This window comes from uncultured Proteiniphilum sp., from assembly GCF_937873925.1.
Classification (GTDB): domain Bacteria; phylum Bacteroidota; class Bacteroidia; order Bacteroidales; family Dysgonomonadaceae; genus Proteiniphilum.
Window position 1 is genome coordinate 1 of record NZ_CALNAT010000192.1, and the last position, 14,541, is coordinate 14,541.

At 43.5% G+C, this 14,541-nt stretch carries 10 protein-coding genes; 4 read left to right on the forward strand and 6 right to left on the reverse strand.

The annotated features are described in order from the left end of the window. Positions 1-66: 66 nt before the first annotated feature. The 3 genes from Q0502_RS13175 to Q0502_RS13185 form a co-directional block, all read right to left on the reverse strand. The gene (locus Q0502_RS13175) at positions 67-3,486 is read right to left on the reverse strand and encodes a TonB-dependent receptor (RefSeq protein WP_298651439.1); all 3,420 of its coding nucleotides are present in this window, start codon (positions 3,484-3,486) and stop codon (positions 67-69) included. A 136-nt stretch (positions 3,487-3,622) separates the two neighbouring features. Beyond that, positions 3,623-4,777 (reverse strand): FecR family protein, encoded by a 1,155-nt coding sequence (locus tag Q0502_RS13180; protein WP_298651441.1) that lies wholly within the window; start codon positions 4,775-4,777, stop codon positions 3,623-3,625. Positions 4,778-4,881: 104 nt separating this feature from the next. Further along, positions 4,882-5,499, reverse strand: coding sequence for a sigma-70 family RNA polymerase sigma factor (locus Q0502_RS13185; protein WP_298651443.1), 618 nt, complete (start codon positions 5,497-5,499; stop codon positions 4,882-4,884). Between the two features lie 304 nt (positions 5,500-5,803). Between Q0502_RS13185 and Q0502_RS13190 the strand changes: the two genes are divergently transcribed. The 3 genes from Q0502_RS13190 (at position 5,804) to Q0502_RS13200 (ending at position 9,273) form a co-directional block, all read left to right on the forward strand. After that, positions 5,804-6,736, forward strand: coding sequence for a bifunctional enoyl-CoA hydratase/phosphate acetyltransferase (locus Q0502_RS13190; RefSeq protein WP_298651445.1), 933 nt, complete (start codon positions 5,804-5,806; stop codon positions 6,734-6,736). Between the two features lie 38 nt (positions 6,737-6,774). Then, the gene (gene buk, locus Q0502_RS13195) at positions 6,775-7,854 is read left to right on the forward strand and encodes a butyrate kinase (RefSeq protein WP_298651447.1); all 1,080 of its coding nucleotides are present in this window, start codon (positions 6,775-6,777) and stop codon (positions 7,852-7,854) included. 63 nt (positions 7,855-7,917) lie between these two features. Then, the gene (locus tag Q0502_RS13200; RefSeq protein ID WP_298651449.1) at positions 7,918-9,273 is read left to right on the forward strand and encodes a hypothetical protein; all 1,356 of its coding nucleotides are present in this window, start codon (positions 7,918-7,920) and stop codon (positions 9,271-9,273) included. A gap of 78 nt (positions 9,274-9,351) precedes the next feature. On the opposite strand, the gene Q0502_RS13205 is transcribed toward Q0502_RS13200, so the two are convergent. From Q0502_RS13205 to Q0502_RS13215, 3 genes are all read right to left on the reverse strand, one after another. Further along, the gene (locus Q0502_RS13205; protein WP_298651452.1) at positions 9,352-9,657 is read right to left on the reverse strand and encodes a phosphoribosylpyrophosphate synthetase; all 306 of its coding nucleotides are present in this window, start codon (positions 9,655-9,657) and stop codon (positions 9,352-9,354) included. Positions 9,658-9,659: 2 nt separating this feature from the next. Then, entirely contained in the window at positions 9,660-11,033 is a 1,374-nt protein-coding gene (locus Q0502_RS13210) for a dipeptidase (protein WP_298651455.1), read from the reverse strand. 100 nt (positions 11,034-11,133) lie between these two features. Next, on the reverse strand, positions 11,134-12,015 hold the full coding sequence (locus Q0502_RS13215; RefSeq protein WP_298651458.1) for an SMP-30/gluconolactonase/LRE family protein: 882 nt from the start codon (positions 12,013-12,015) through the stop codon (positions 11,134-11,136). Between the two features lie 275 nt (positions 12,016-12,290). On the opposite strand from Q0502_RS13215, the gene Q0502_RS13220 reads away from it, so the two are divergent. Next, entirely contained in the window at positions 12,291-14,357 is a 2,067-nt protein-coding gene (locus tag Q0502_RS13220; RefSeq protein ID WP_298651460.1) for a hypothetical protein, read from the forward strand. The last annotated feature ends 184 nt before the right edge of the window (positions 14,358-14,541 follow it).

Consider the following 14,541-nt stretch of genomic DNA (forward strand, 5'->3'; position numbering starts at 1 on the left):
TACAAAAGATTTCAAAGAACTATTTTTTTATTTAAGTGCCCACTAATGATAATTTTTAGTTGTTTTTCATAAACTTATATTTATGCCCAAAGAATAAGTAGAGGGAACCGGTGTCGTGTTTTCCAGTACCGGATTGCCAATTTCAGGATCACCTCCCACCCAATCTGTAATGGTAAATAAATTCTGGGCACTCATAAAAATTTTCAGCGAACTTATCCCTGCTTTTCTAATCCACTGTGGATTAACTTGATATGATAGCGACACATCTTGTAACCTGACAAAGCCACGCGACTGTAAACCCAAGAAACGGTTATCGCCGGAAAAAGTGGCAGACGGATAAACATTACTTTTATTTTCCGGGGTCCAAGAAGGTTTAGGTATCATGTTATCCCTGTTACGTCCGGTACCTGCCATCATATATGCCCATTGGTTACTTTTCAGATAATAGCCGTTACCGCCAAAAGCGCCAACGAGCATCGCATATAATTCGACATTTTTATAACTTAGAGTATTACTCATATTAAGTCTAAAATTAACTTTATCATACCCTAGTATTTTACGGTCATTGGCCGTAATTCCATCAACACCATCTAAATCTTTATATTTTGGGTCGCCTGGAACTGTTCCTGTTAGTGCCATGTATCCGGTATCGTCTTCCTGAACGATTCCGATCCATTCATAACCATAAATCGCACCCAGCGACTTCCCGATAAAAAGGCTATTTGCTATGTCATCATCTTCTTTTCCGTCACCATCGGAATCTTGTCCATATAGTTTAACCAATTGATTATTATTTTTCCAAAAAGTGACAGCGGTATTCCAATGCCAATCTTTTTTCTGAATATTAACAGATTTAACTGTTAACTCTATTCCCGAATTATTCACTTGTCCCATAGAAGTTTTGATGGATGTAAAACCTGTCATCACCGGTATTTGACGGGTAAAAATTTGGTCCGTAGTCTTCGAGAAATAAATATCGGCATCAACAAACAATCGATTATTCAGCCATGCCGATTCAAAGCCAGTATTCCATTGGTTAGTTTTTTCCCATCCGAGGTCTGAATTACCGAGTGCATTCTGAAATAAACCGTACTGCCGTTTGCCGGGTGCATCAGAAAATTCATAATCGAACTGAGCAGAAGCGCCATTGGTTATGGTTGATAAAGTAGCATAGGGACTCACTCCCTGATTCCCGTTCTGCCCCCACGATAATTTGAGTTTCAAACTATTTAAAGAGTTGAAATTTTTCAAAAAACCTTCATTGGAAATTTTCCAAGCAGTACCAAAAGCTGCAAAATTGCCCCATTTTTTATTAGCTCCAAAAATTGATGCGCCATCTCGGCGGTAAGAGGCACTCACGAAATACTTCTCATTATAAGAATAACTTATGCGTCCCAGATAGCCAATATTTGCTCGTTCATTGCCATCCATAACCACCTTTTGGACAGTTGCTTTATGAAGCCCCCACATACCCAATGTGGTATTGCCGTTGGCTGCGAAATCCGTTCCGGTTGAATTAACTTCTTCGTAATGACTATGATCCCTTGTAGCTACCAAAGTTGCCTCAATACTGTGTTTTCTGAACGTATTTTTATAATTTAAAATATTATCGAACACATAACTAGAAAGGTTGTTATGGTTAATATTCCCATTTGCTTGGGACAAGAAACCTACTACCGTGGCAGGTGCATACCGTGATAATCCGACACCTTCTTTTACGTAATAATTTTCATAATAGAAACTCCCGGTTTGATTTTTATCAAGGTATGCTAAGTAATTCATTTTGAAATTCAATCCCTTAATCCATGGTATATCTATTATAGTATAAGCATTCAGTCGTAAATTATTCCGAATATCTTTATTGTCGCGGGTTCCATCATCAACTCCCCATAAAGGATTGATGGCTGATTCTGAATATGGATATTTTTCAAGGTTTCCTTGCTCATCCCGATATAAAACTCCATAAGGAGACATGGCCTCTGCTTCGCGAATATTGGCAGTTACACCAGAATAGTCTCTTTTAGAGTAACTGGCGTCTATTCCGATCTTTAACCAACTTGTAATCGTAGTGTTCAGCTTTCCCAATATGGAAATACGATTAAAATCATCCCCTAAAACGATACCTTTATTATCATTGTAGGTAGCAGATACATAGTAATTAAAATTCTGGGTAGCACCCGATACTGCAATTTGGGAATTCTGAATTACACCGATCCGGGTAATTTCATCTAACCAATTCGTTTCGTGGCCTGCTTTATAATTTGCTAACTCATCCGAAGATTTTGCCCAACTTTCTGTACCAGGAGTATATTTATTACGAGTATTCACCGAATTAATCCATTCTTCTCCTTTCATTACTTCAGGCCTGTTTTGCCAAGTTTGAAAAGCAGTAGAAACATTCGCCGTAATAACTGGCTTACCTATTTTTCCTTTTTTCGTAGTAATAGCAATTACGCCATTTGCAGAACGGGACCCATAAGCGGCAGCAGAAACAGCATCTTTTAGAATATCATAATTGGCAATATCATTCGGGTTAATATCGCTCAAGCTCCCCATCCATATCACACCATCCAATACTATTAACGGATTATTGGATCCACTGATTGAATTCTGACCGCGGATCAACATGCTGGGCTGACCGCCTGCCGTATTGGTAGCACCAATGTTCAACCCCGACACATTCCCTTTTAAAGATTCCAATGCGTTCAGATTCGGGAGCAAAGACACCGGAGAACCTTCTAATTTTACAGAACTGACCGAACCGGTATAATCCTGCCGTCGGGCAGTACCATAGCCGATAACGATAATTTCGTCCAAACTCAAAATTTCTTCTTCCAAAACGACATTCATTGTCCGGTTCCCGGCAACCGGAATTTCCTGTGTCCTCATTCCCACAAAAGAAAATACTAAAACAGCGTCATTCGGAATATTGGATAATACGAACCCCCCGTCAATATCACTGGTGGTTCCCATCGATGTGCCTTTCACTACGATTGTTATCCCCGGGAGAGGCTCTCCAAGCCTATCTGTCACTTTTCCTTTTACTGTTTTATCTTGCTGTTGAGGCTCAATTTTTAAAGGAATCTTACCTGTGGCAACATATACGTTTTCCCGCCTGTTTTTGAGGTAAATGGTGATTTGTTTTGCTATTATGCTATAATCCAAGTCTGTATCTTTTAACAGTTGGGCCAAAACAACTTCTATCGTTTTATTTTGAGCGTCAATGGTTACACGATCCTTCAGTTTAACTTCAACGTCTTCATTAAATATGAAGACATAACCCGTCTCTTTCTCTATCTCGGAGATTGCATCTTTGATCGTGATATTTTTCAGATTCAGAGAGATTTCATTGTTTTGCGAATAAACATTCTTCCCCAATACACAAAAAGTACACAGAAAAAAGAATAACGCGGAGATTTTCATGATTTTTAAAATTCTATCATATCTTTTCGATATAATAGTTTTACTGTTATTTTTTTGTTTCATACATTTGTATTGAATTTTAGTTTACGAAATAATTGGTTTATCTTGTGAATTAATCTTCTCCCGGTCGGGAGATGTTGACGCATCTCCCGACTTTGTTTTTGGTCTTATTATCTTTCCATAGGCAAAAATTTTATTATTATTTTATTACTTTAATGATATTGTCTTCAACAATATATTTTTTTCCGGTCAAAAGTGAGATAGAGGACAGGACATCATTCAAATTGTCAGACAGATAAAGTTTTCCGGTAATTCTTTTATCGCTTTCAATATGCTCGAAAGAGACATTGTAGTAACGACCTACTTTCTTGAATAATTCCGGAGCAGGAGTCCGGTTAAATATAAATACTCCGTCTACCCAGCTTGTATATAGGGATACATCTACATTTTTTTTATTCATATTTCCCTCACGAAGTTCAACCATTTCGTTAGGATTCATCATAATTGATGTATTATCTGTGGTTTTCACTTGTACCTTTCCGTTTACCAGAACGACCGCTGATGTTTGCTCGGAATTATATGCCGACACATTGAAACGGGTTCCGAAGACCTGAATTTCCATATTGGGGGTATGGACGATAAAAGGTTGTTTGCCCGATTCGGTAACATCCAGATAAATCTCCCCGACAACCTTTATATCCCGCGTTTTTCCTGAAAACTTTGTGGGGAATTCCAACTCCGTTCCCGAATTTATCCAGACTTTACTTCCATCGGCAAGGATAAGAAAAGAGCGCTTTCCATCAGGAACAATGAGTTTATTCGTTTGGATGTTATTTACGTCAATCCTCTTTTCGGTATCGGTACTATCGGTATATAAGATTTGTCCGTCTTTAAGTTGAACCGTCACATTTTGGGTAAGCTTTAATTCTTTACCTCCTGCTATCAGCTTTACCTCTTGCTCGGGGAGGGTTTTACCGATAATCTCTGCAGTTATTCTTGCTTTCGAATCATCCTCATTCCACATGAAGTAGAAAGTGGTTATAAGTAGCAATAATGCGATAGCGGCAACGCTTGAAACGTAATAAATGATCCGTTTTTTCTTTTCGTTTTTCTTTAAAACACTTCTTATAATTCTTTCATATAGTATATCCGTATCTGTGAAATTTTTTTTATTAATTACTATTCTATTGAATGTCTCAATAGCTTCCTCAAACTCTCCTTTGAGATTCGGGTGTCCCTGCATAAAAGAAATCCAATAACGTTCCAATTCACGTGTCCGTGTAAGTCTCCATTGGATAAATTCTTTATTTTCCAGAAAATAAGGGTTATATTTACCTTTGTTGTCTTCTTTCATTGGTAATTAACTTTTATAATTACATAATTAAAGACAAATAAACTTTTCTTTTGTAGTCAAAAAACAAAAGAAATTTTTTAAATTAACATTTAAGGAGAGAAAAATTATAGATAGTGATAATATATAAGAGCCACTAAAATAATAAATAATGGTTTTTCCGGATCTTTATTCATAGCTCTTAAATGCTCAATACTACGATGAACGAGCCTTCTTGCAGAATTATAATTTATTTCCATGAGTAAGGCAATCTCTTCATAATCCATTTCTTGCATATACCTTAAATAAATGGCTTCTCTCTGTCGAGGTGTAAGTTCATTCAACAGATTTTCAACAGTCTGTTTTAGTTTTTCAGTATCTTCCTGGTTAATGAGAGATTCCAATGTCGTTATTTCAGTCGAAAAAGGTATATTTTCAAAAGTGGAATCAGATAAATTACAATTCCTTTTTTGAATATTGAATAAATAATTTCTTATTGACCTGAATAAATAGGCAGTTAGGTTATTTACTTTCAGGAATTTATTTTTATCGATAAGGATCTTACAAAATACATCATGCACTGCATCCCGACATGTATCTTCATCGAATCCCAAACTTACCCCATAAGATAAAAGATCATTCACATAAGAATTGTAGATAAAAGAAAAAGCATCATATCCGTTTTTGGTTGCTAAAAATTCTTTCCAATAGCTATCAATCGCAATATGCCTATTGTTTTCCTTCATTTCTATCTTATGGTATTTATTTATTACATTGACAATCAAATAAAGACAAAGTTATGTATTTAATTTTATAAATACGTGAGTTTGATGTAAGAAATTATAAAATGCAGTTGATCCTACGACACAGATTAATCGCCATGTCTTTTGATGATGAATTTTAGGGAGGTTTTTAGAGGGCATAGGTCGATTGAATTATTTATTTTCGTATCTTTTTCTTTTTTAAAGAAAGATCAATCTTATAAAGATATTTACTTTTTGTCAAAAATCCCTTGAATTATAGCTGAGTATTGCCGGATTTTTTGTTTATTTGCAAGTAAAACAATGCAAAATAATAGTTGCTATGATTCGTGATTTGACTGAACTGCTCCGGAAAGCGAAAAGCCGGCCGGTACGGAAAATGGCCGTTGCCGCAGCCGAAGACGAACATGTTTTGAAAGCTTTGCAGGATGCCATGAAGGAGGGAATTATCATTCCCTTGCTGGTGGGGGATAAAGAGAAGATCGAGCGGATAGCGCGATCGATCGGTTTTGCTCTGGGCGGTATCGAACTTATCGACAACCGGGAAGGCGGAGCTGTTTCCGCCCGGATAGCCGTTGCGAAAGTAAAAAGCGGAGAAGCGGATACCATCATGAAAGGTTTCGTGAGTACCGGCGATCTCCTGAAAGTTGTGTTGGACAAGGAGTTGGGTCTACGTGCCGATCAGTTGCTGAGCCATGTGGCTTTCTTTGAATCGCCTTATTACCATAAAATATTTTGTGTGACCGATGTGGCGATGAATATCGCTCCCGATCTGGATGCAAAGGTGCAGATCATTTACAATGCGGTAAAAGCATGTCACGGAATTGGCATTGAAAATCCCAAAGTGGCCGTGGCTGCTGCAGTGGAAACCGTAAATCCCAAAATGGAAGCAACGGTACACGCCGCCCTGTTGAAAGAGATGAACGATAAAGGTTTGTTGAAAGGGTGTATTGTCGATGGCCCTTTTGCTGTGGATATTGCGGTGAATGCAGCAGCAGCCCGGCATAAAGGTGTCGGGGGAGAGGTGGCCGGCGATTGCGATGTGATCCTTGCGCCCGACATCGAAGCGGGGAATATGTTCTACAAGGCGCTCAACTTCCTCGGAGGAGCCGCCTCGGCTGCCGTGGTGATGGGCGCCTCGGTGCCGGTCGTGCTGACATCACGATCCGACGATGAACGGAGCAAATTACTTTCCATCGCTTTAGCTACATTGATAAGTTAGCAGATGAGTTTAGAAAATCGATAAAATAAAATATTCAAATGGGAGCAAATACACGTATTTTAGTTATTAACCCTGGCTCGACTTCCACAAAGATCGCTATCTTTCAACAGGAGAAGGTAATTTTTCTGAAGACGATCAAACATCCTTTCGATGTATTGAGCAAGTTCCGTCGGATCACCGATCAATACGAATATCGCAAAGAGATTATTTATGAAGAATTGAAAAATGCCGATATACCGTTCGAGACAATCGATGCGGTGATTGGCCGCGGAGGACTTGTAAAGCCGATCGGATCAGGCGTTTACAGGGTGAACGAAGAGATGAGGAAAGACCTGTTAGAATGCAAGCGGGGAGAACATGCCAGCAACCTCGGCGGGCTGATTGCCGCCGATATCGCGAAGATGCTCCCGTCTGCCGAGGCTTTTATCGCCGATCCCGTGGTGGTGGACGAACTCCATCCGCTGGCTAGATACTCGGGACATCCTGATTTTGAGAGGAGATCCATTTTTCATGCGCTGAATCAGAAAGCGATTGCCCGTTCGCATGCCAAGTCGATCATGAAAAGATATGAAGACATGAATCTTATTGTTGTCCACCTGGGAGGTGGCATCACCATAGGGGCGCATCAGAAGGGAAAAGTTATAGATGTAAACCAGGGATTGGATGGGGACGGTCCCTTTTCACCGGAACGTTCGGGGACGCTGCCCGTGGGAGCGCTCCTGAAAGCTGCTTTCAGCGGCCAGTACAGCTATGAAGAGATGTACTCAATGATCATCGGTAAAGGCGGTATGATGGCATACCTGGGAACGAATGACGCCTATCTGGCTGAGCGGGAGGCAAAAGATGGCGATGAGAAATGCAGGGAAGTATTGGAGGCGATGGCCTATCAGGTGGCGAAAGAGATAGGAGCTATGTCCACCGTACTGAAAGGGGAAGTCGACGCAATCCTGATCACTGGCGGAATTGCCAACAGCAAATGGTTCTGTAATCTTATTATCGAGCGGGTCTATCGTATCGCACCTGTCCATCTCTACCCCGGACAGGATGAAATGGGCGCTTTGGCGGAGAACGCGCTGCTTGCTATTAATGGCGACATCGAGATAAAGGAATACCGGTAAATATTTCCTTAACCCACAAAAATTCATTCAGTAGGACTGAACAAATCAAAGGAGTATCGGTAGATGTATCTTTTTAATCCCGACAACGATCTCGCACTGGCTAATTTTACCCCTAATTATACACCGCCGGCATCTGCGACCCGGATGGCGGAGGAACTGGCTGTTTTGCCGATTTGGTACGCCGGCGAGGATGAAGGGATTGTCGGGAGAGAGATATCGGTCGCTGAGGGAGGTGCAGCGGTTGCTACCCAAACAGCCGGTCAGAATGGAAGGGTCGGAGAGAATGCAATGATGAACGGTTGCGATGTATTGGGCGAAGAGAATACAATGATTGCCGGTGAGGTTGCAGTGATAACAGTAGGGAAGAAAGAAACAGCAAAGGATACTAAAGTAATTGCCGGAGGAGAATTGAACCGGTCGTTTCTGGAGGCAGTCAAAAAGGTCTTACCGATGGAAGCATCACTTATCCCGTTTTCCGATATCGCGTTGTACCCTCACCTGAAAATTGTTCCCTGGGGATGGAATCCTGCAGTAAGACGAAAACTTATATCATATGGTGCGAAGGAAGAAGCATTACCCTCGCCGGAGGAATTGGTACGCCTGAAGGGCTATTCGAACCGGCAACATGCCGTAGAGATATTGCAAGAACTGCAAACCGAAGAGGAAGAATTTTGTGGGGAGTCCCGTTTTTTTACAAATACAGAAGAATTGTATGCCTATTTGCAGTCCATGCCCGGGAATAAGGTACTGAAAATGCCCCTTTCGGGTAGCGGCAAAGGATTAATATGGATATTGGGAGAGATCACCGATAAGCAACGCGACTGGTGCCGGCGGGTCATCAGAGAGCAGGGCGGGGTAGTGGCGGAGCCGGTGTTGAACAAGGTGCAGGATTTTGCAATGGAGTTTTATCTGCACGAGGGGCAGATTCGTTTCGCCGGTTATTCCATGTTCAGCGCTGCCGCATCGGGGGCATATACGGGCAATGAATTGCTCAGTGATTTCCGGATTGAAGAAAAGCTTTGTAAATATGCCCCGATCGAATTGCTACACCGGCTCAGAAATTCACTGACGGAAAAACTATCCCGTCGTTTCCCGCTTTACAGCGGCTATGCGGGAGTAGATATGATGATATGTGAGACGCCCGAAGGATATCGCATCCAGCCCTGCGTAGAGATCAATATGCGGATGAACATGGGGATGGTGGCGCGTATCTTTTACGAGCGATACATGCATCCCGGCACAGAAGGGAGGTTCGTAGTGGATTATTTTAAAAAACCGGAAAGCGCTTTGTCGTTCCATGAAAAAATGCAACGGGAAAACCCATTGACAGTGAAGGACAAAAAAATCTCTTCCGGTTACCTGCCATTGACGCCCGTCACGGCAGACACCCGCTACACTGCATATGTTATAGTGTGTTGACTAACTACGCGCAGACGAAGTGAAGCCCGCCGAACGGGTAGACTCCCCTGCGCCCTTCTGCGAAAGAATGAACACGCTTTACTCGCGTTCTGAAAGTTTTTCAACCAGCTCGGTGGTCGCTGTCTCGGAATAGATGCCGTAAGCATTCACGAGTAGCCCTTTCACCCCGTTTCGCGGAGAAGAAATGGCATACAGGATGCTCTCGTTATCCAGATCCGACATTTCCTGGAAGCGATACACTTCGTCAATTTCAAATTCATCCGGATGGAGGCGTAACCTGTCTTCAATACTCTCTATACAATCATTCTTTATATTAAAATTGGCAGTATAGCCTCTTTTTGCCAGGTCGTTGATGGCTTCTGTTAATGTGGTGTAAGTTTTCATACTTATTCTCTCCTTTCTTCGGAAAAATATTTATAAAACAAGGGAATGGTTCGAATACCATTGTAAAACTGCTCCAACGGGAAATTCTCGTTGGGTGAGTGGATAGCATCCGATCCCAATCCAAAACCCATCAGCACTGATTTTACCCCCAATATTTCCTCAAAAGTGGCGATGATGGGGATGCTGCCGCCGGAGCGCACCGGTACGGGGTCTTTCCCGTACACATCCTTCAATGCTTTCTCTGCCGCTTTGTAGGCAGGTAGGTCGATAGGACAGACGTAAGAGGGACCGCCATGCAGGTATTCCACCTTTACTTTCACTGATTTCGGGGCGATAGACTCGAAATATTTCACAAACAGTTTCTCTATTTTCTTGTGATCCTGGTTGGGTACCAGACGGGTGCTGATCTTGGCATACGCTTTGGAGGGCAGTACTGTTTTAGCCCCCTCGCCGGTATAGCCTCCCCAGATACCGCATACATCGAAGGTGGGACGAATACCGGTACGTTCATTGGTGGTGTACCCTTTTTCCCCGAACAATTCTTTCACGCCGACAGACTTCTTGTATTCCTGAAGGGAGAAAGGCGCTTTGGCCATCATGGCACGCTCTTTCTTGGATACCTCCGTCACGTCGTCATAAAAGCCAGGAATAAGAATATGTCCCTCATCATCCATGGTCTGCGCAATCATTTTTGAGAGTACGTTGATGGGATTGGCTACCGCTCCGCCGAACAGTCCCGAATGGAGATCGGCAGCTGGTCCCGTCACTTCAACCTGCCAGTAGGCCAGTCCGCGCAGTCCGGTAGTGATCGAGGATACATCGCGGGCGATCATCGAGGTGTCCGAGACAAGGATCACATCGGCTTGCAGCATTTTCTTGTGTTTTTTGCAGAACTTCGGAAGGTGAGGCGATCCCACCTCTTCTTCCCCTTCGATAAGGAATTTTACATTGCATTCCAGTTTGCCGGATTGCACCAGATACTCGAACGCCTTGGCGTGCATGAACGACTGTCCTTTATCATCGTCTGCGCCGCGTGCCCATATTTTACCCTCTTTCATTACCGGTTCAAAGGGATCGGTTTTCCAGAGGGTGACCGGGTCGACCGGCATCACATCCATATGCCCGTACACCAATACGGTCGGCGCCTTCTTATCGACGATCTTCTCGCCGTAGGTCACCGGATTCCCATCGGTCTCCATCACTTCGGCCTTGTCGGCGCCGGCCGCCAGCAGGATCTCTTTCCATTTTTCGGCAGCGCGGTACATATCGGGTTTATGCGCCGGTAGCGATGAGATGGAAGGGATACGGATCAGCTCGAAAAGTTCATCCAGAAAACGCTGCTTGTGTGTTTCTACGTACTTGTTGATTTCGTTCATGTTGTTTTTATTTTTTAGTTTGATATAATAGTCGTGTTGTAAATTTTCTGTTGATACTCAAATTGCCAGGCAGTTAAAATATTTGTTTCGAGAGGGTAATCTACTTTACACCCTTCACATTCATTTTTAGGGTATAAACCGAACTGCGGGCCGTGATGAACAGGATATCCCGATCTTTCCCGCCGAAACAGACATTCGACGGGCTTTCGGGCACTTCGATCTCTTGTATCAGTTTCCCATCCGGCGAATAGACCCATACTTTACCCATGGTGAGATAGATGTTTCCCCGGTCATCGATGGTCATTCCGTCGGAACCTTCGGGTGCGAAGAAGGTTTTTCCGGTGAGTGTTCCATCAGGCCGGATCTCATATTTCCATATTTTCCGATCCCCTATGTCGGCAACATACAGCGTCTTGCCGTCTGCCGTCCCTATGATCCCGTTGGGTTGTTTGTAATCATCGATCACCTGCGATATCACTCCGTCGCGTGAAAGATGGTAGACACCCCGTACCTCCTGGACTTCGGCATGTCCCTCCTCCCAGTAATCCCGGTGATAGTAGGGGTCGGTAAAGTAAATATCCCCGTTGGGAGCGATCCACAGGTCGTTAGGGCCGTTCAGATGTTTATCCTCATAGTTTTCAAAAAGAACATGCCTGTTTTTATCGCGGTCAAAAAAGACAATCTGATTATGCAGATCGGCACAAGCAACCAATTGACCGGCGGCATTAAAATACATACCGTTGGATCTTCCTGTATCTTCCGACCACAGTTCAATTCCTTGGGTTTCATTCCAAAGATAGATCCGGTCGTTGGGCTGATCGGTAAAGAAAATCCTCCCGTCAGGCGAAACGGCCGGGCCTTCGGTAAACGCATAGCCGGTACCGGCTTGTTGGATCTCCACATTTTCCGCGACGATACCGGACTCCTGTCCGAAAAGGGCGATAGCTACTATTAACAGAAGCAGGGTATTTGTTAATCTCATTTGCACTAGTTTAGAGGATTTGACTTTCTCTATCACAAACGGCAATCACTTCCGTTTTTTAAGTTTTCAATACCGCTTTGATAATTACTATTCCATACCATCTGTCCCGGTATTGGCGGACAAAACAAATCCACTCCAATGTATGTGGTGGCGTAAAACTATAAAAAAATTCCGGAACATCGGTTAAGTAGAAGGTGTTTTTAATTGATTTTTATATCTTTGTGAATTATGTGCAATATGAAGAGTCTTTATGTTTTTAAACTAAAAACAGCGTCATGAAGAAATACTTATCCTTTATCCTTTCTGTCTTTCTTATGGGATTAGCAGCATGTAACAGTTCCGGTCAAAACAACAAAGATATGATGCAGACAGCTGATTATATTCCGGATGCCCGGGTCGAAGCGGTGATCAAGCAACTCAAAGATTCTCTCGGAAAATCTCACGCATTTCGCATTGAGCGGGGGATACGGCAGATAGCCGGCCTGTGGCGCGAACAGGACGGCACAGCAGACGATTTTGCCGACTTCTGTAGTAATTCATTTATCAGCGATACGACAGAACTTTCCCGGCTGTTCAATACCCTGGAGCGCAACTTTGAAGTGATGAACGGTTACTATCACAAGATGGATGTGATGCTGAAAGCTCCCCTGCAACTGGAGGGACCCGAGATCACGCCGGTGGACATGATGTTTGGCGGTTACGATGCTTCGGCTCATCTGACGGACGATCTGTACGATAATAAGATCGCTTTTCTTACGGCGTTGAACTTCCCTTTCTATACTTTAGAAGAAAAAACTGAACTGGGCGGAGGGTGGTCACGCAAAGAATGGGCCTATGCACGCATGGGTGATCGGTTTATATCACGTGTTCCGGCAGCTATTCAGCAGGATATCTCCAGGACGATTACCGAGGCTGATGCTTATATCTCCGACTATAATATCTATATGGGAAATCTGCGGAATGAGAGCGGAGAACAGTTGTTCCCCGGTAATATGAAACTGATCTCTCACTGGGGATTGCGTGACGAACTGAAATCGAACTATGCCGACAGCGAAAAAGGGTTGGAAAAACAACGGATGATCTATCGTGTGATGCAGCGTATTATCGACCAGTCTATTCCTCTGCAGGTGATCAATAACGACAGTTATTTATGGACTCCGGCAACGAATGAGCTGTTTGACAATAATGGAGGAACAGTCGTTTCCACATCTGAAGATATCCGGAGGTACGAGGTGTTTCTGAAGAATTTCCGGGCGATGCGTCAGCTCGATCCCTATTCTCCCCATTATCCCACCCAGCTTATCCGCGCGTTCGACGGTACGATGGAAGTGCCGCAGAAAGATGTAGAGGAGTTGTTCAGGGGATTGCTCTCTTCGCCGCAGGTGAGAGAGGTGGCATCGTTTATCGAGTTACGGTTGGGCCGGAAACTGGAACCGTTCGATATCTGGTACAACGGTTTCAAATCGGGTGGAGGCATTCCTGAAGAGGAACTGACAACCATCACTTCCCGAAAGTATCCTAACGCAAAAGCACTTGAAGAAGATCTTCCCAATATTTTGGTGAAGCTGGGTTGGAAATCCGATAAGGCAAAAGAGATCGCTTCGCTTGTTACGGTGGATGCTTCACGGGGCGCCGGCCATGCCTGGGGTGCTGCCATGCGTAACGATGTGGCGCGTTTGCGTACCCGTATCGGGGCGGAAGGTATGGATTACAAGGGCTACAATATCGCCGTACATGAGTTCGGACATAATGTGGAACAGACCATCACTATGAACGATGTGGATTACTACATGTTAAACGGTGTTCCCAATACCGCCTTTACCGAAGCGGTGGCCTTCCTCTTCCAGAAGAGGGATCTGGAGTTGCTGGGACTGAAAAACCCGAACCCCGAAGATGAATATTATCTGGCGTTGGATAATTTCTGGTCGTGTTACGAAATCATGGGCGTTTCGCTCGTCGATATACAGGTGTGGGAATGGCTCTATGCCCATCCCGATGTCACGCCGGAACAACTGAAGGAGGCAGTGATCAACGCAGCCAAAGAGGTGTGGAACAGCTATTATGCCGGTATATTGGGAGGAGAGGATGAGACATTGCTCGGTATCTATTCGCATATGATTGATTATCCGCTCTATCTTCCCAATTATCCGATGGGGCATCTTATCGCTTTCCAGATTGAGCAGCAGGTGCGTGGTAAGAACCTTGCCGACGAGATGGATCGCATGTATACGCAGGGAAGTATTATTCCCCAGCTCTGGATGAAAAACTCTGTGGGTTCGCCTATTTCCATTGAGCCGTTGCTTACTGCAACAAATAAGGCGTTACAGGCGTTAAAGAAATAGATTGAACGTTTTTCGTTAAGCTAAATGAGCAGAGTCAAGTTTGCTTGAACTATGCCAAGGCCGGCAATAGTCTAAATTTATTGAAAGATTATGTACTATTGTATGCGAAAATAGCGTAATTTTGCATCCGATCAGGAAAGATGCCGGAGTGGTCGATCGGGGCGGTCTCGAAAACCGTTGTACT

Bases quoted from the DNA above. Each gene is read 5' to 3' on its own strand.
- Q0502_RS13175 (WP_298651439.1), bottom strand. From the start codon at position 3,486: ATGAAACAAAAAAATAACAGTAAAACTATTATATCGAAAAGATATGAT.
- Q0502_RS13180 (WP_298651441.1), bottom strand. From the start codon at position 4,777: ATGAAAGAAGACAACAAAGGTAAATATAACCCTTATTTTCTGGAAAAT.
- Q0502_RS13185 (WP_298651443.1), bottom strand. From the start codon at position 5,499: ATGAAGGAAAACAATAGGCATATTGCGATTGATAGCTATTGGAAAGAA.
- buk (WP_298651447.1), top strand. From the start codon at position 6,775: ATGGGAGCAAATACACGTATTTTAGTTATTAACCCTGGCTCGACTTCC.
- Q0502_RS13200 (WP_298651449.1), top strand. From the start codon at position 7,918: ATGTATCTTTTTAATCCCGACAACGATCTCGCACTGGCTAATTTTACC.
- Q0502_RS13205 (WP_298651452.1), bottom strand. From the start codon at position 9,657: ATGAAAACTTACACCACATTAACAGAAGCCATCAACGACCTGGCAAAA.
- Q0502_RS13210 (WP_298651455.1), bottom strand. From the start codon at position 11,033: ATGAACGAAATCAACAAGTACGTAGAAACACACAAGCAGCGTTTTCTG.
- Q0502_RS13215 (WP_298651458.1), bottom strand. From the start codon at position 12,015: ATGAGATTAACAAATACCCTGCTTCTGTTAATAGTAGCTATCGCCCTT.
- Q0502_RS13220 (WP_298651460.1), top strand. From the start codon at position 12,291: ATGAAGAAATACTTATCCTTTATCCTTTCTGTCTTTCTTATGGGATTA.